This is a genomic window from Duganella sp. CF517, from assembly GCF_900110275.1.
In the GTDB taxonomy this organism is placed as follows: Bacteria; Pseudomonadota; Gammaproteobacteria; order Burkholderiales; family Burkholderiaceae_D; genus Rugamonas.
On record NZ_FODC01000011.1, the window covers coordinates 52,248 to 68,897 of the forward strand.

The following is a 16,650-nucleotide window of genomic DNA, read 5'->3' on the forward strand; positions in this document are numbered from 1 at the left end:
AAATGCCTGTTCTTTTCCTTTAAAATAGCCCGGGCGCAATAGATAATGTGATCTGCGTCAACATCACAATCCGGGGATAGCATGAAAGCAGTCATATTGGCAGGCGGGCTGGGCACACGGCTCAGCGAAGAGACGACTGTCAAGCCCAAGCCGATGGTCGAGGTCGGCGGCAAGCCGATCCTCTGGCACATCCTGAAAAGCTACTCCGCCCACGGCATCAACGACTTCGTCATCTGCTGCGGCTACCGCGGCTATGTGATCAAGGAGTTCTTCGCCAACTACTTCCTGCACACGTCGGACGTCACGTTCGACCTGCAAAAAAACAGCATGGAAGTGCACGAACGGTTTTCCGAACCCTGGAAGGTGACCTTGATCGACACCGGCGCCGACACGCTGACCGGCGGGCGCCTCAAGCGCGTGCGCCAGCACGTCGAACACGACGAGGCGTTCTGCTTCACCTACGGCGACGGCGTGTCCGATGTCGACATCGGCGCCTCGATCGCCTTCCACAAACAGCACGGCAAGCTGGCCACCATGACGGCGGTGCAGCCGCCGGGCCGCTTCGGCGCGATCGACATCGACGGCCAGCGCATCGTCAGCTTCAAGGAAAAGCCGCAGGGCGACGGCGCCTGGGTCAACGGCGGCTACTTCGTGCTGTCGCCGAAGGTGATCGACTACATCGCCGACGACAGCACCACGTGGGAAAAGGAGCCGATGGAACAACTGGCCAACGAAGGCCAGATGGACGCCTTCCACCACCACGGCTTCTGGCAGCCGATGGACACGCTGCGCGACAAGGTGCTGCTCGAAGACCTTTGGCAAAGCGGCAAGGCGCCGTGGAAGCGATGGCCATGAATCCCTCCTTCTGGCAGGGCAAACGGGTTTTCCTCACCGGTCACACCGGCTTCAAAGGCAGCTGGCTGAGTTTATGGTTGCAGCAGCTGGGCGCGCACGTCACCGGCTTCGCGCTGGCGGCGCCGAGCCAACCGAGCCTGTTCGACACGGCGCGCGTGGCCGACGGCATGACCTCGATCATCGGCGACATCCGCGACGGCGCCGCGCTGCGCGACGCCATGCTCGAAGCGCGGCCGGAGATCGTCATCCACATGGCGGCGCAGGCGCTGGTGCGCTACTCGTACGCCAATCCGGTCGAGACCTACGCCACCAACGTCATGGGCCTGGTGAACTTCTTCGAAGCGGTGCGCAACACGCCGGGCGTCAAGGCGGTGGTCAACGTCACCAGCGACAAGTGCTACGAAAACAAGGAATGGGCCTGGGGCTACCGCGAGAACGAAGCCTTCGGCGGCTACGACCCGTACAGCAACAGCAAGGCCTGCGCCGAACTGGTGACGGCCGGCTACCGCTCGTCGTTCTTCAACCCGGAAAAATACGCCGAGCATGGCGTGGCGCTGGCCTCGGGCCGCGCCGGCAACGTGATCGGCGGCGGCGACTGGGCCGAGGACCGTTTGATCCCCGACATGGTGCGCGCCATCGCCGCCGGCAAGCCGGTGCGCATCCGCAGCCCGCACGCGATCCGCCCGTGGCAGCACGTGCTGGAGCCGCTGTCGGGCTACCTGACGCTGGCCGAGCACCTGTACACCCACGGCGCGGCCTATGCCGAAGGCTTCAACTTCGGCCCGCACGACATCGACGCGCGCCCGGTCGAATGGATCATCTCGCGCCTGTGCGAGAGCTGGGGCGACGGCGCCAGCTGGGAGCTGGACCGGGCGCCGCAACCGCACGAGGCGCACTACCTCAAGCTCGATTGTTCCAAGGCGCGCGCGCGCCTGCAATGGCAGCCGCGCTGGCACCTGGGCCACACCATCGACATGATCGTCGGCTGGCATAAAGCCTGCGCCGCGCACGGCGCCGACATGCGCGCCTTCACGCTGGCGCAAATCGACACCTATCAAAATACCGCATATCTTTAAGCGCATCTGCGCATACAACCAAGGCCGCAATCATGAGTGAAGCACAAACCAAAGAACAACTCCGCGAACAGATCATCAAGCTGGTGGGCGAATACGGCGCGCTGGCCAGCGTGCCGAAGGCCTTCGAACCCGGCGTGACGGTGATCCCGCCGGCCGGCAAGGTGGTCGGCGCGCCGGAAATGGAACTGATGGTCGAAGCTTCGCTCGACGCCTGGCTGACCACCGGCCGCTTCAACGACCAGTTCGAGGCCAGGCTGGCCAAGATGATCGGCGTCGACTTCCTGATCACCGTCAATTCCGGCTCGTCGGCCAACCTGGTCGCGTTCAACACCCTGACCTCGCCGAAGCTGGGACCGCGCGCGATCCAGCCGGGCGATGAAGTCATCGGCGTGGCCGCCGGCTTCCCCACCACCGTCAACCCGATCATCCAGTTCGGCGCGATTCCGGTGTTCGTGGACGTGGAGCTGGGCACCTACAACATCGACGTCACCAAGCTGGAAGCGGCCATCTCGCCGAAGACCAAGGCGATCATGCTGGCGCACACGCTGGGCAATCCGTACAACCTGGACGTGATCGTCGCGATCTGCAAAAAATACAATCTGTGGCTGATCGAAGACTGCTGCGACGCCCTCGGCTCGACCTACGACGGCAAGATGGTCGGCACCTTCGGCGACATCGGCACCATGTCGTTCTACCCGGCCCACCACATCACGATGGGCGAAGGCGGCGCGGTCTTCACCAACAACGCGGAACTGAAGATGATCGCCGAGTCGTTCCGCGACTGGGGCCGCGATTGCTACTGCCCGCCGGGCAAGGACAACACCTGCGGCAAGCGCTTCTGCCAGTGCTTCGGCACCCTGCCGGCCGGCTACGACCACAAGTACACCTACAGCCACCTGGGCTACAACCTCAAGATCACCGACATGCAGGCCGCCTGCGGCCTGGCGCAGATCGACCGCGCGGCCGGTTTCATCCAGGCCCGCAAGGACAACTTCGCGTATCTGACGGAGCGCCTGCAGTCGTGCGCCGAGTTCCTGATCCTGCCGGTGGCGACCGAAAATTCCGACCCGTCGTGGTTCGGCTTCCCGATGACGCTCAAGCCGGAAGCGAACGTCGCCCGGGTCGATTTGCTGACCTACCTGGACCAGCACAAGATCGGCACCCGCCTGCTGTTCGCCGGTAACCTGACGCGCCAGCCGTACATGATCGGCCGCAACTACCGCGTCTCGGGCGACCTGGCCAACACCGACCGCGTGATGAACGACACCTTCTGGATCGGCGTCTTCCCCGGCCTGACGCGCGAGATGCTGGACTTCACCGTCGAAAAACTGGAAGCCTTCTTCGGCGTGAACTTCTAACCATGATGCAGCGCGTCGCCATCCTCGGTGCCAGCAGCCAGATCGCCAGGGACCTGATCCTGTCGAACGCCCGCGCCGGCGCCGGACAGCATGATCTGCTGCTGTACGTGCGCGACGTGGCGGCGACCCGGCGCTGGCTGGACGGCCACGCGCTGGGGTTCGCGGTGGCGCCCTACGCCGACTACGGCAAGGCGCCGCACACGGCGGTGCTCAACTTCGTCGGCGTGGGCGACCCGCGGCGCGCCGCGCAAATGGGCGGCGACATCTTCGGCGTCACCCAGCAGTTCGACGACCTGGTGCTGAACGAACTGCGGCGCCACCCGGAGCGCCGCTACATCTTCCTGTCCAGCGGCGCGGCCTACGGCAGCACGTTCCCGCGGCCGGCCGACGCCGACACGCCGGCCGTGATCAACCTGAACGCGCTGGCGCCGCAGGAATACTATGCGGTCGCCAAGCTGCACGCCGAATGCAAGCACCGCGCGCTGCCGCAGCTGGCGATCACCGACCTGCGCGTGTTCAACTACTTCAGCCACACGCAGGACCTCGACGCCCGCTTCTTCATCACCGACATCGTGCGCGCGATCCGCGACGGCGCGACCTTGCGCACCTCGGCCGACACGATGGTGCGCGACTACCTGCATCCGCACGACTTCCACCGCCTGGTCGACTGCGTGCTGCGCGCGCCGGCCGGCAACCGCGCGCTGGACTGCTACAGCGCCGCGCCGGTCGAGAAAAGCGCGCTGCTGGCGGCCATGCGCGCGCGCTTCGGGCTGCGCTACGAGGTGGCGGACCCCGCCCAACAGGCCGGCGCCGGCGCCGGCAACGTCGTCAACGCCACCGGCGCCAAGCCTTACTATTATTCACTGAACCGGCAAGCCGCCGGCTTGGGCTATCAACCGGCGTACTCCTCGATCGAGGGGATCACCGCCGAAGCGGCGCTCATCCTCGAAGCGGGCGCCGCCGCGCCATAGAAAGAAGGATTCCCCCATGACAGCAGATTTCAGCGCAAACAGCATCCGCCGCACGGTGCTGGAAATGTCCTACGCCGGTTCGACCGTGCACGTCGCTTGCGCGTTCTCGTTGACCGAGATCCTGGCCGTGCTGTACCGCAAGCACCTGCGCTATCCGGACAACAACCCGGACCACCCGCGGCGCGACTACCTGATCCTGTCCAAGGGCCACGGCGTGATGGCGCAGTACGCCTGCCTGTACCAGAAGGGCTGGCTGGCCCAATCCGACCTGCAACGGTTTTACGCCGACGGCACCAAGCTCAAAGGCTTGTCCGACGCCCACGTGACCGGTTGCGAGGTGACCGCCGGCTCGCTCGGCCACGGCTTGTCGGTCGGCGTCGGCATGGCGCTCGCCGCCAGGCTCGACGCCAGCGACCAGATGACCTACGCCGTCGTCGGCGACGGCGAGATGAACGAGGGCCCGATCTGGGAGGCGCTGCTGTTCGCCGCCCACCGCAAGCTCGACAACCTGGTCGTCATCGTCGACGAGAACGGCTTCCAGGCGATGGGCCGCACCAGCGAGGTGATGGAGCTGGGCTCGCTGCGCGACAAGTTCGCCGCGTTCGGCTTCGAGGCCGTGGCGCTCGACGGCCACGACGAGGCCGCGCTCGACGCCGCCCTCGCGGGGTTCAAGGCCAACCGCGACGGCCGGCCCAAGGCCATCGTCGCACGCACCGTCAAGGGCAAGGGCGTGTCGTTCATGGAGGACCAAAACATGTGGCACTACACCCGCCTGAACGCGGACACTTACGCGGCCGCGATGGCCGAACTGGAACCGGTATGAGAGACGCTTTTTCCCGCGCCATCACCGCCGCCGCGCTGGCCGACCCCAAGGTGCTGCTGCTGACGGGCGACCACGGCTACGCGCTGTTCGACGAGTTCCGCGGCCGCTGCCCGGAACAATTCATCAACTGCGGCATCGCCGAACAAAACATGGTGGGCATGGCGGCCGGCCTGGCCAAGGCCGGCTACAAGCCGATCGTCTACGGCCTGGCCTGCTTCATCCCGGTGCGCGTGCTCGAGCAGATCAAACTGGACGTCTGCTACGAAGGCTTGCCGGTGGTCTTCATCGGCGACGGCGCCGGCGTCGTCTACAGCGCCCTGGGCAGCAGCCACCAGTCGACCGAGGACATCGCCGTTCTGCGCGCCATCCCCGGCATCGACATCCTGTCGCCATGCGACGACCACGAAATGGATTACGCGATGGAACAGGCGCTGCGCTTCACGCGGCCGGTGTATGTGCGCATGGGCAAATCGGACGTGCCGGCGGTGCATGCCGAAGCTTGCCGGGCGCCGTTGGGCGACCTGCTGCCGGCGCGCGCCGGCGCCGACGGCCACACCGCCTTCATCGCCACCGGCTCGATGGTGCACGCCGCCGTGCAACTGGCGCAGTCGCTCGACGACCACGCGGTCTGGAGCGCGCCGTGCGTCAAGCCGCTGAACGTCGACCAGGTGCGGCAACTGGCGCGGCGCTATGCGCGGCTGGTGGTGCTGGAAGAGCACAACCGCATCGGCGGGCTGGGCGGCGCGGTGGCGGAGATCGTCGCCGGCCTCGGCGGCGCGCGCGCCAGCGTGCTGCGGCTCGGCATCGACGACCGCTTCTCGCAATTCAACGGCAGCTGGGATTACCTGCGCCGCGAGCACGGCATCGACCTCGAAGCGCTGCGCGGCCAGATCGCCGCGTCCGCCAACACCGCCCATGACTGACATGACCACTTCCCCCGGCCCGATCCTGTCGATCTGCATCCCCACCTTCAACCGCGCGCCGTTCCTGCAGCACACGCTCGACAGCATCGTCGCGCAGGCGGCCTTCCGCGACACCGGCGACATCGAAGTGGTGATCTCGGACAACTGCTCGGACGACAACACCAAGGATGTCGGCGAAGCGTTCGCGGCCGCCTTTCCGGGCAAGATACGCTACCAGCGCCATCCGGAGCCGGTGTTCGCCGACAAGAACTTCGAGGCGGCGCTGCGCATGGGCCGCGGCACCTACCTGAAGCTGCACAACGACAACCTGATGATCCTCGACGGCAGCCTGGCCGAGCTGGTCAAGGTGTACACGGCGGTGGCGGTGGAACGGCCGGTGGTGTTTTTCACCAACGGCAATATGTTCACCGGCAACGCGCTGGAAGCGCTCAACACGCTCAGCGAGTTCGTCGCCAAGGTCTCGTATTTCTGCACGTGGATCGGCGGCTTCGGCATGTGGCGCGAGGAATTCGAAGCGATGCCCGACTTCGGCCGCAACGTCCACCTCAAGCTGGTGCAAACCGACGTCACGTTCCGCCTGTTGGCGATGGGCAAGCGCGCGATCGTGCTGTACGGCGCCTACTTCGCCGGCCAGGACATCGGCCGCAAGAGCGGCTACAACATCGCCGAGGTGTTCGGCAACAACTACCTCTCGCTGATGAAGCCGTATCTGGAGAGCGGCCAGCTCGACCGCGCCGTCTACGAGGCCGAGAAAAAGCGGCTGCTGGTCAACCACATCATTCCCTACTACTTCGGCGACAACGATTTTTCCAAGAGCGGCTTCTTCCAGCACATGCAGGACTACCTGCACGACGACTATTTCTACAAGGCGATCGAACACTTGATCACCGACGTGCCGAAGGCGGTGGCCGCGCCGGCGCCGGTGGTGGAGAAATCGTTCGAGGAGCAAAAGGCCGACTACTGGCGCGCGCTCAACCCGCACAACCACACGATGCTGACGATGTCGTCGGGACCGTTCGACTTCAGCCGGGTGACGGTGGGGCGCCGCTCGTATGGCGAGCTCAACATCATGGCCTACGGCCGCGACGCCGAGCGGCTGACGATCGGCAGCTTCGTCTCGATCGCCAGCGACGTCAAATTCATGCTGGGCGGGAACCATCCGTATGACGGCTTCTCCACCTTCCCGTTCAAGGTCAAGTATCTGGGCGAAATGCTCGAATCGTCGACCAAGGGGCCGATCGTGGTGGGCGACGACGTCTGGATCGGCTACCAGGTGCTGATCATGTCGGGGGTGACGATAGGCCAGGGCGCGATCGTCGCCGCCGGCAGCGTGGTGACCAAGGACGTGGCGCCGTACACCATCGTCGGCGGCAACCCGGCCAAATACATCAAGCACCGCTTCGAACCGGCGGTGGTGGAGCGGATGCTGAAGTTCGACTTTTCCAAGGTCAGCGACGAGGCCATCCTCGCCAACCGCGACATCTTGTACCAAGGTTTAACGGCGGAAAACGTCGACGCCGTCCTGGCGAAGCTGCAATAAAACATCGGGGGTCAAGTCTGTCATTCGGACACGTTCACAACCGTATCCCTGCGGTACGGCCGAGCTTGTGTCCGAATGACAGACTTGACCCCGGGTTTTAGTTAAAGCTGAGGTGCTTGGACTTGTAGATGTACTCGTACTCGTCCATGTCTTTGTTGCGCGCCATGTTCCACAGCGCCGGCGCGCGCGAGATCAGTTCGAACTTGTCGAAGTCGAACGCGAAGTCGTCGGCCTTGACCGGCGGGATCGCCGTGTGGTTGACGTGGTAGATGAACTTGCGCGACAGGCGGCTGAACTGCTTGACGTAGTTGGCCACGTTGTTGAGCGACATCTCCGCCAGGCTGTACGAGTTGAACGCCAGGTCCACCGTGTCGTCCTTGAGGTCGGCCAGCGCGAAGTTCGGCAGCACCACCGCGTCGTATTGCGTGAGGTCGGCCGTGGCCAGGTCGATCTCGCCGAACAACGCGACCTTCTTGTCCGGACAGCCGCTCAGCAGGTAATACGCGCTCAGCGCCATGTTCTCCGGCAGGTCGACGTCGATGTAGGTCAGGTCCGGGTTGTCGCGCATCAGGAAGTGGCCCAGCCCGCCGAAGCCGCCGCCCAGTTCCAGCACCGTCTTGTGCGACGTGCCGCGGATCAGGCGGCCGATGATGGTGGCGTAATAGTGCTGGTAGTCGACGCCGGCGCGGAAGAACTTGCCGTCGATGTAGAAGCCGTACGGATTGCCCACGTTCGGCGTCTCGAGCGCGTCGAGCGGCACCGTCTTGCCGATCGAGTCGAGCCAGATGTTCATGCGGTGCATGACGTCGGCCAGGTACTTGCCCTTGGCGTCGTCGCTGATGCTGCCCGAGAAATAGGTGCTTTCCATGTCGACCGGCATGCCGTGGATGCCGATGGTGCTGCGGTCGCGGAAGAAGTTGGCGTAGATGTGCGCCAGCTTGTCGACGTCGCGGTGCGCCATCGTCGCCATCAGGTCGCCCATGAAGCTTTGGTAGATCGGCAGCCACATGTGGCTGACCTGGTATTCCTCGGCCGCGTCCTTCTGCACCGCCTTGGCTTTGTTATAGGCCGTCATCACGCGCTCGACGATGGCGCGGTCGGCAACCGACGGGCGTTCGATGAATCCGTTGTCTACAGTTAAATACATGGCGGTTCCTGGTTCCTGGTGAGCGGTTATGGTTCGCGGATCGATTCGTCCAGCGCCCGGGTGAGCGGATACAGCAGATACGACATCACGGTGCGGTGGCCAACGACGATCTCGGCCGAGACGGTCATGCCGGGCAGCAGCCGCGTGCCCTCGGTCATTTTCTTCAGGTCGCCCTTGTACTGGATGCGGCTCAGGTAGTAGGCGTCCATGCCGCCGCCGTTCTTGTCGGCGGCGTCGCGCTTGAACGAATCCTGGCTGATGGTGCGTACCTTGCCCTCGAGCATGCCGTGCTTCATGAACGAGAACGCGTCCACCTTCAGGTGCGTGACGGCGCCGGGCTTGATGTAGCCGATGTCGAGCGAGTCGATCTGCACTTCGGCCTCCAGCTCGGCGCCCAGCGGCACCAGCGTGAACAGCGCCTCGGCCTCGCGCACGATGGAGCCCACCGACAGCTTGCCGATCTCCAGCACCACGCCGTCGGCCGGCGCCACCATCTGGATCATCTTGAGGCGCTTGTCGGCCTTGGCCAGCTGCTCGTTGATGCCGTCGCGGTCGCGCGAGGCGGTCAGCAAGTCCTCCATCGCCTTTTGCCGCCAGCTCTTGTCGAACGCCGAGCGCTCGGCCTGGGCCGCCGCCAGTTCGCTGGCCATTTCGATCGCCTTGTTGCGCTGCATGTCCATGTCGCGCTCGACGCCGAGGCGGCGGTCGCGCGCCTCGAGCAGGTGCATCTTGGCGCCGAACTGCTCGGCCATCAGCTGCTCCTGCATCGCCTCGACCTCGCGCAGCGCCTTGACGCGCTGGGCCAGGATCACCTGGTCGTGCTTGTTCGTTTCCAGGCCGGCGCGCAGGCGCGCGATGTTCTGGTCCATCTTGGTCTTTTGCGCCTCGAAGTTGGCCCTGCGCTCGCTCGACAGCTGCGACTGCAGCTGGGCGTCGGCGCTCGAGCCGCTGCCGACGGCGGCGCCGGCCTTGCCCGACAATTCGGCGCGCAGGCCGGCGGCCTGGGTGTCCAGGCTTTGCAGGCGGATGCGCAGCTGCGACTCGTCGGCGGCGCTGAAGGTCGGGTCCAGCGTGGCCAGCACCTGGCCCTTCTTGACGATCTGGCCGACGCGCACGTCGATGCTCTGGATGATCGACGTCTCGAGCGGCTGCACCACGATGTTGGGCAGCGGATTGACCAGCCGGCCGTGGGCGACGACGATCTTTTCGACCGGCGAGAAGCAGGCCCACAGGATGAACGCGATGAACACCAGCAGCAGCAAGTGCAGCGTGAGGCGCACGAACCGCGGCAGCGGACCGCGCTCGATGGCGTCGGCGTCCGGCAGGAACTCGATCTCGGTCTCGTCCTTGCGGCGCTTGAAGCTTAAAGGTGGCTTGTTTGCTGGTTCCATAGGTGCTGGTAAGTTTCGCTACGTGTAAGCAGTTCTTCGTGACGGCCCGCATCCATCAGGCTGCCCTGCTGCATGACCATGATTTTGTCGGCGTTGACCAGGGTCGACAGGCGGTGCGAAATCATCACCACCGTGCGGCCGACGGCGATCTTCGACAGGTTGCCGATGAAAATGGCTTCGCTTTCCGGGTCCAGCGCGCTGGCGGCCTCGTCGAGGATCAGGATGCGCGGGCGCGCCACCAGCGTGCGGGCGATCGACAGGCGCTGCTTTTGGCCGCCCGACAGGTTCGACGCGTTCTCTTCCAGCACGGTGTCGTAGCCCATCGGCAGGCGTTCGATGAATTCGTCGGCGCCGGCGGCCACCGCCGCGGCCACCAGTTCATCGAACGTGGCGTCGGGCTTGGTGACGGACAGGTTCTCGCGCACGGTGCCGCGGAACAGGAAGTTCTCCTGTAACACGACGCCGATCTGGCGCCGCAGGTGCGACAGCTCGATCTCGCGGGCGTCGATGCCGTCGAAGCGCACGATGCCCTCCTGCACCGGATACAAGCCCTGGATCAGCTTGGTCAAGGTGGTCTTGCCCGAGCCGCTGCGCCCGACGATGCCGACCACGGTACCCTGCTCGATGGTGAAGCTGGCCTTGTTGAGCGCCATCGCCTGCGCGCCCGGATAGCGGAAGGTGACGTCGTCGAAGCGGATCTCGCCCTCGAGCACCGGGCGCAGGCCGTTGGCGCCGGCGCGGCCCTCGGGCGCGCGGTTCATGACCTCGCCGAGCATCTTGACCGACAGCGCCGTCTCCTGGTACTCGTTGACCAGGCCGACGAGCGAGATCAGCGGACCGGTGACGCGCCCGGCCAGCATCTGGAAGGCGATCAGCGCGCCGACCGACAGGGTCTGGTCGAACACGTCGGCGGCGCCGACGACGATCAACGTCACCGGCAGCAGCTTGCCCAGCAAGTCGGTGACGGCGTTGCCGGCGATCGAGATCTGGCCGACGCGGAAGTGCATCGTGATGGCCTCGGCCGAGCGCTGGTCCCAGATGCGCCGCTGCGACGGTTCGATCGCCAGCGCCTTGACGGTGCGCATGCCGTGGATGGTTTCGACCAGCATGCCCTGGCGCTGGCCTTCGGCCGAGTACAGCGCGTTGAGGCGGCGCTGGAAGGTCGGCACCATGGCCAGCACGACGCCGCCGATCAGCGCCGCGAACAGCAGCACGATCATCGCCAGCTTGAACGAATAACTGAACAGGATCGGCACGAACACCAGCAGCGCGATCAGGTCGAGCGCGGTGAAGAACAGGCGCCCGGTCAGGAAGTTGCGGATCTTTTCAAGCTGCTGCATGTGGCGCGTGACCACGCCGGCGCTGGTGGTCTCGAAGAAATCGATCGGCAGCGACAGCAGGTGGGCGAACACGCGCCGCGTCAGGCGCATGTCGATCTTGTTGGACGCGGCCAGGGTCAGCGTCTGGCGCAGGAAGCCGAAGGTGGCGTCGAACACCAGCGCCATGACGATGCCCACGGCCAGCACCTGCAACGTCGTCACGCTCTGGTGCGTGAGCACCTTGTCGATCACCAGCTGGAAGAAGATCGGCGAGGCCAGCGCCAGCAGCTGCATGGCGATGGCGGCGATGAAGATGTCGCGGAAGGCCGCCTTCTGCTTGAGGATTTCGGGGATGAACCAGCGCAGCCCGAACGGCTGGTTGGGATCGGTCAGCTTGTGCTGGCGTTTGACGAACAGCACCTCGCCGGCCCAGCGCTTTTCGAACTCGCCGCGCGCGACCATGACCACTGCGGCGTTGGCGTTGGTCGGATTGAGCACGGCGACCTGGTCCTCGGCGCCCGGGTGGCCGACCGCGTCGGCCGGCTTGACGCCGACCACGATGATCATGTTGCCGTCGGCCAGGCGCGCCATCAGCGGGAACACGCCGCCCTGCGCCATCAGCCGCGACCAGTTCAGTTTATCCGCCTTGGCTTTCAAACCGATATCCGCGGCGATGCGCAGCAGCGCGCCGTCGCCCGGCTCCTCGGCGCGCAGCGCGTACTCGTCGATCAGCCGCTCGGGATTGATTTGCAGACCATGATGTTGCGCGATGGCGGTGAGGCACTGGATCGCGGTATGGGGAAATTTATCGTGCATAGGCCTGGTGTATGGGAAAGAACTGGGCCGTGTGCGCGGTGAGGTTTGCCTTCGCGCACTATCGTGCCAGCCTTCGGATTCTAACCCAGCGCAGAGCCCGCAAACGGCTTTTGTTGTTTAGAAGCACAAGCAGGTTTACCCCGCTGTTCGGCGCATCAAAAAAAAACGGCAAGACCCGCGGGTCTTGCCGTCTTGGCGAACGGCTGGCCGGTCGGCCAGCCGATGCGCTCACCAAGCTTACTTGGCCGCCAGGATGCCCTGGTGATGGGCGCCCTGCAGGGCCTTCAGGCGCAGCGTCTCCTCGGTCGAGACCGAGTTGCTCACGGCGCTGAGCTTGGTGTCGTAGTTGCCGATCGCGCTGGCCATCGCCGCGACCGCCGTGTTCGTGCTGGAAGGCATCTCCAGCTTGGTCACGGTGGTGGCCGCGCTGGCCGCGCCAAAGCTCGACATCGCCGACGCCAGGCCGCTGACCGAGCTGGTCAGGTTGGTGCTGGCCGTACCGGCCGCGAACCAGACGTCGGCCGCGGCGTGGGTGGCGCCATCGGCGGTCTCGAAGGTCGAGGTCAGACCGATGATGTTGCCGTTGTCGCGGGCGCCGTTGACCTTGACGTCCAGGTTCAGCTTGGTGATGTTCAGCGACGCCAGCGATTTCAGCTCGTCGGCCTGGCTGACGCCGTCGGCATTGCCGTCGACCCATACCTGCAGACTGGCGAAGGCGCTGTCCTTGGCGTCGATGATGCCGTCGCCGTTGCTGTCGAGCTGGGCCAGCGCGTCGTAGCCGTTGGTGGCCTTGGAACCGTCGGCCAACGTGGTGCCTACGCCGAACAGCTCGCTACCATCGTTGATGGTGCCGTCGCCGTTGACATCGCGCACCAGCAGACCGTCGCCGCCGCCCACCCAGCCGGCGTTGACCTTGGTGCCGGAGGCGGTCAGGTCGAAGCTGACGCCGGCCGAGGCGCCCAGCGTCTCGATGCCGTTGCCGTTCAGGTCCAGGACCAGCGGCGACAGACCTTTGGACGCGTTGAACAGCGCCTGGGCCTGGCCGGTGCTCATGACCGCGATCTGGGTCGTGGTCATCGCGTTCGCTTGCGACGAGCTCAGCGACTTGATCTGGCCGGTGCTCAGCGCCACCACCTGGTCGGTGGTCAGGCGCACCAGCTGCGTCGTGCTCAGGGCGACGAACGACGACGTCTTGAGCGCGGCGATGTCGGCCGTTTCCAGCGCGGCGACATTGTTGGTCGACAGCGCCCGGATCTGCGCGGTGCTCAGCGCGTTCAACTGGTTGCTCGACAGCGCCACGGCCTGGTCGGTGGTCAGGCCGGCCGCGAAGGCCGCCGTGCTCAGGGCCGACACTTGCGCGGTGCCCAGCGCGGTGATCTGGTCGGTGGTCAACGCGGCCACCTGGACGGTGCGCAGCGCGGCCATCGCCGACGATTTCAGACCGACGATGTCCTGCGTTTCGAGCGCGGCGACGCTGCTGGTGCCCAGCGCGCTGACTTGCGACGAGTTCAGCGCGGCGACCTGGTTGGAGGTCAGTGCGACGACCTGGTCGGTGGTCAGCGCGTTGGCCAGTTGCGACGTCGTCAGCGCGGTGATGCCGGCGGTCGACAGGCTGGTCACCTGGTCGGTGGTCAGCGCGCGGATCTGGGCGCTCGACAGGCCGCCGATCGCGCTCGATTTCAACGCGGCCAGGTCGGCCGTTTCGATCGCGGCGATTCCGTCGCTGCTCAGGGCCACCACTTGCTGGGTGTTCAGCGAAGCGGCTTGGGCCGTGGTCAGCGCGGCGACCTGGTCGGTGCTCAGGGCGCGGAACGATGCCGTGCTCAGCGCAACGATCTGGCCGGTCGTCAACGTCGCCACCTGGGCGGTGGTCAGCCCGGCGATCTGCGCCGAGCGCAGGCCGGCGATGCTGGCCGTGCTCAGGCCGGCGATATCGGCCGTTTCGATGGCGCCGATGTTATTGCTCGACAGCGCGCTGACCTGGGCGGTGCTCAGGCTGGCGAACTGGCTCGACGTCATCGCGACGATCTGGTCGGTCGTCAGGCCGTTGGCGATGTTGGCGGTGCTCAGCGCGATCAGCTGGGCGGTCGCCAGGCCGTTGACCTGGGCGGTCGTCAGCGCGGCCACCTGGCTCGAATTCAAGCCGGCGAACGAGGCCGTCTTCATCGCGGCCAGGTCGGCCGTTTGCAGCGCGGCGACGGCGTCGGTGCTCAGCGCGGCGACCTGGGCGCTGCTCAGGGCGTTGGCTTCGGCGGTGGTCAGCGCGACGGCCTGGTCGGTCGTCAGGGCGCGGATCTGGTTGGTCGACAGCGCGGCGACGGCGCTCGCTTTCAGCGCGGCGAAGTCGGCCGTTTCCAGCGCGGCGATGGCGTCGGTGCTGAAGGCGGCGACCTGCTGCGTGCTCAGCGCCGCTGCCTGGGCCGTGGTCAGTGCGACGACCTGGTCGGTGCTCAGGGCGCGGACGCCGGCGGTGGTCAGGGCCATCACCTGGTTGGTCGACAGCGTGGCGATCTGGTCGGTGACCAGCGCGGCGATCTGCGACGATTTCAGCGCGGCGATGCCGGCCGTGCTGATACCGCCGATGTCGGCCGTTTCAATCGCGGCCACGCTGTTGGTCGACAGTGCGCCGATCTGGGCGGTGCTCAGGCTGGCGAACTGGGTCGACGTCATGGCGACGATCTGGTCGGTCGTCAGGCCGTTGGCGATGTTGGCGGTACCCATCGCTGCGAACTGGGCGGTCGCCAGGCCGTTGACCTGGGCGGTCGTCAGCGCGGCCACTTGGCTCGAGTTCAAGCCGGCGAACGACGCCGTCTTCAACGCGGCCAGGTCGGCCGTTTGCAGGGCGGCGACGGCGTCGGTGCTCAGGGCGGCCACCTGGGCGCTGCTCAGGGCGTTGGCGCCGGCGGTGGTCAGCGCGACGGCCTGGTCGGTCGTCAGGGCGCGGATCTGGTTGGTCGACAGCGCGGCGACGGCGCTCGCTTTCAGCGCGGCGAAGTCGGCCGTTTCCAGCGCGGCGATGGCGTCGGTACTGAAGGCGGCGACCTGCTGCGTGCTCAGCGCCGATGCCTGGGCCGTGGTCAGGGCCACCACCTGGTCGGTGCTCAGGGCACGGACACCGGCGGTGGTCAAGGCGACAACCTGGTTGGTCGACAACGTGGCGATCTGGTCGGTGACCAGCGCGGCGATCTGGTTCGATTTGAGCGCGGCGATGGCGGCGGTGCTGATACCGGCGATATCGGCCGTTTCGATCGCGGCCACGCTGGCGGTCGACAGCGCGCCGATCTGGGCGGTGCTCAGGCTGGCGAACTGGGTCGACGTCATGGCGACGATCTGGTCGGTCGTCAGGCCGTTGGCGATGTTCGACGTGCTCATCGCTGCGAACTGGGCGGTCGCCAGGCCGTTGACCTGGGCGGTCGTCAGCGCGGCCACCTGGCTCGAGCTCAGGCCGGCGAAGGACGCGGTCCGCAACGCGGCCAGGTCGGCCGTTTGCAGCGCGGCGACGGCGTCGGTGCTCAGGGCGGCCACTTGCGCGCTGCTCAGGGCATTGGCTTCGGTGGTCGTCAGCGCAACGATCTGGTCGGTCGTCAGGGCGCGGATCTGGTTGGTCGACAGCGCGGCGACGGCGGCGCTCTTCAGCGCGGCGAAGTCGGCCGTTTCCAGCGCGGCGATGGCGTCGGTGCTGAAGGCGGCCACTTGCTGCGTGCTCAGCGACGATGCCTGGGCCGTCGTCAGGGCGACGACCTGGTCGGTGGTCAGGCCACGGACGCCGGCGGTGGTCAGCGCGACGATCTGGTTGGTCGACAACGTGGCGATCTGGTCGGTGACCAGGGCGGCGATCTGGTTCGATTTCAGCGCGGCGATGCCGGCGGTGCTGATACCGACGATGTCGGCCGTTTCGATCGCGGCGACGCTGTTGGTCGACAGGGCGCCGATCTGGGCGGTGCTGAGGCCGGAGAACTGCGCCGACGTCATGGCGACGATCTGGTCGGTGGTCAGGCCGTTGGCGATGTTGGCGGTGCTCATCGCGGCGAACTGCGCCGAACCCAGGCCTTTGATCTGGTCGGTGGTCAACGCGGCGACCTGGCTCGAATTCAAGCCGGCGAACGAGGCCGTTTTCAGCGCGGCGATGTCGGCGGTCTGCATGGCGGCGACGGCGTCGGTGCTCAGGGCGGCCACTTGCGCGCTGCTCAGGGCATTGGCTTCGGTGGTCGTCAGCGCAACGATCTGGTCGGTCGTCAGGGCGCGGATCTGGTTGGTCGACAGGCCGGCGACGGCGGCGGTCTTCAGCGCGGCGAAGTCGGCCGTTTCCAGCGCGGCGATGGCGTTGGTGCTGAAGGCGGCGACCTGCTGGGTGGTCAGGACGGACGCTTGCGCGGTGGTCAGCGCGACGACCTGGTCGGTGGTCAGGCCGGCGACACCGGCGGTGGTCAG

The 16,650-nt window shown here is 66.2% G+C and carries 11 protein-coding genes; 7 read left to right on the forward strand and 4 right to left on the reverse strand.

Annotated elements, in window-relative coordinates:
- Window positions 1–81: 81 nt before the first annotated feature.
- Genes rfbF through BMX85_RS28855 form a run of 7 tightly spaced genes read left to right on the forward strand, consistent with a single transcriptional unit; the run spans window position 82 to window position 7,546 of the window.
- Window positions 82–855: a glucose-1-phosphate cytidylyltransferase gene (gene rfbF, locus BMX85_RS28825; protein ID WP_090327782.1), complete on the forward strand. Its 774-nt coding sequence runs from the start codon at window positions 82–84 to the stop codon at window positions 853–855.
- Window positions 852–1,931: a CDP-glucose 4,6-dehydratase gene (gene rfbG, locus BMX85_RS28830; protein WP_177196907.1), complete on the forward strand. Its 1,080-nt coding sequence runs from the start codon at window positions 852–854 to the stop codon at window positions 1,929–1,931. The genes rfbF and rfbG overlap by 4 nt, the downstream gene beginning before the upstream one ends.
- A gap of 32 nt (window positions 1,932–1,963) precedes the next feature.
- Window positions 1,964–3,289: a lipopolysaccharide biosynthesis protein RfbH gene (rfbH, locus tag BMX85_RS28835; RefSeq protein ID WP_090327790.1), complete on the forward strand. Its 1,326-nt coding sequence runs from the start codon at window positions 1,964–1,966 to the stop codon at window positions 3,287–3,289.
- Between the two features lie 2 nt (window positions 3,290–3,291).
- Window positions 3,292–4,260: an NAD-dependent epimerase/dehydratase family protein gene (locus BMX85_RS28840; RefSeq protein WP_229210719.1), complete on the forward strand. Its 969-nt coding sequence runs from the start codon at window positions 3,292–3,294 to the stop codon at window positions 4,258–4,260.
- 16 nt (window positions 4,261–4,276) lie between these two features.
- Window positions 4,277–5,083 carry a transketolase gene (locus BMX85_RS28845; protein ID WP_090327795.1) on the forward strand — a complete coding sequence of 269 codons (807 nt, stop codon included), beginning with the start codon at window positions 4,277–4,279 and terminating at the stop codon, window positions 5,081–5,083.
- Window positions 5,080–6,006: a transketolase family protein gene (locus BMX85_RS28850; RefSeq protein WP_090327798.1), complete on the forward strand. Its 927-nt coding sequence runs from the start codon at window positions 5,080–5,082 to the stop codon at window positions 6,004–6,006. The genes BMX85_RS28845 and BMX85_RS28850 overlap by 4 nt, the downstream gene beginning before the upstream one ends.
- Before the next feature lies 1 nt (window position 6,007).
- On the forward strand, window positions 6,008–7,546 hold the full coding sequence (locus BMX85_RS28855; RefSeq protein ID WP_229210720.1) for a glycosyltransferase: 1,539 nt from the start codon (window positions 6,008–6,010) through the stop codon (window positions 7,544–7,546).
- 97 nt (window positions 7,547–7,643) lie between these two features.
- On the opposite strand, the gene BMX85_RS28860 is transcribed toward BMX85_RS28855, so the two are convergent.
- From BMX85_RS28860 to BMX85_RS28875, 4 genes are all read right to left on the reverse strand, one after another.
- Window positions 7,644–8,693: a putative sugar O-methyltransferase gene (locus BMX85_RS28860; RefSeq protein ID WP_090327804.1), complete on the reverse strand. Its 1,050-nt coding sequence runs from the start codon at window positions 8,691–8,693 to the stop codon at window positions 7,644–7,646.
- 26 nt (window positions 8,694–8,719) lie between these two features.
- On the reverse strand, window positions 8,720–10,084 hold the full coding sequence (locus tag BMX85_RS28865; RefSeq protein WP_090327809.1) for an HlyD family type I secretion periplasmic adaptor subunit: 1,365 nt from the start codon (window positions 10,082–10,084) through the stop codon (window positions 8,720–8,722).
- On the reverse strand, window positions 10,057–12,219 hold the full coding sequence (locus BMX85_RS28870) for a peptidase domain-containing ABC transporter (protein WP_090327814.1): 2,163 nt from the start codon (window positions 12,217–12,219) through the stop codon (window positions 10,057–10,059). Before BMX85_RS28870 ends, BMX85_RS28865 begins: the two co-directional genes overlap by 28 nt.
- A gap of 237 nt (window positions 12,220–12,456) precedes the next feature.
- Window positions 12,457–16,650 (reverse strand): beta strand repeat-containing protein (locus tag BMX85_RS28875; protein ID WP_373924300.1); only part of this gene is annotated, 4,194 nt, incomplete at its 5' end.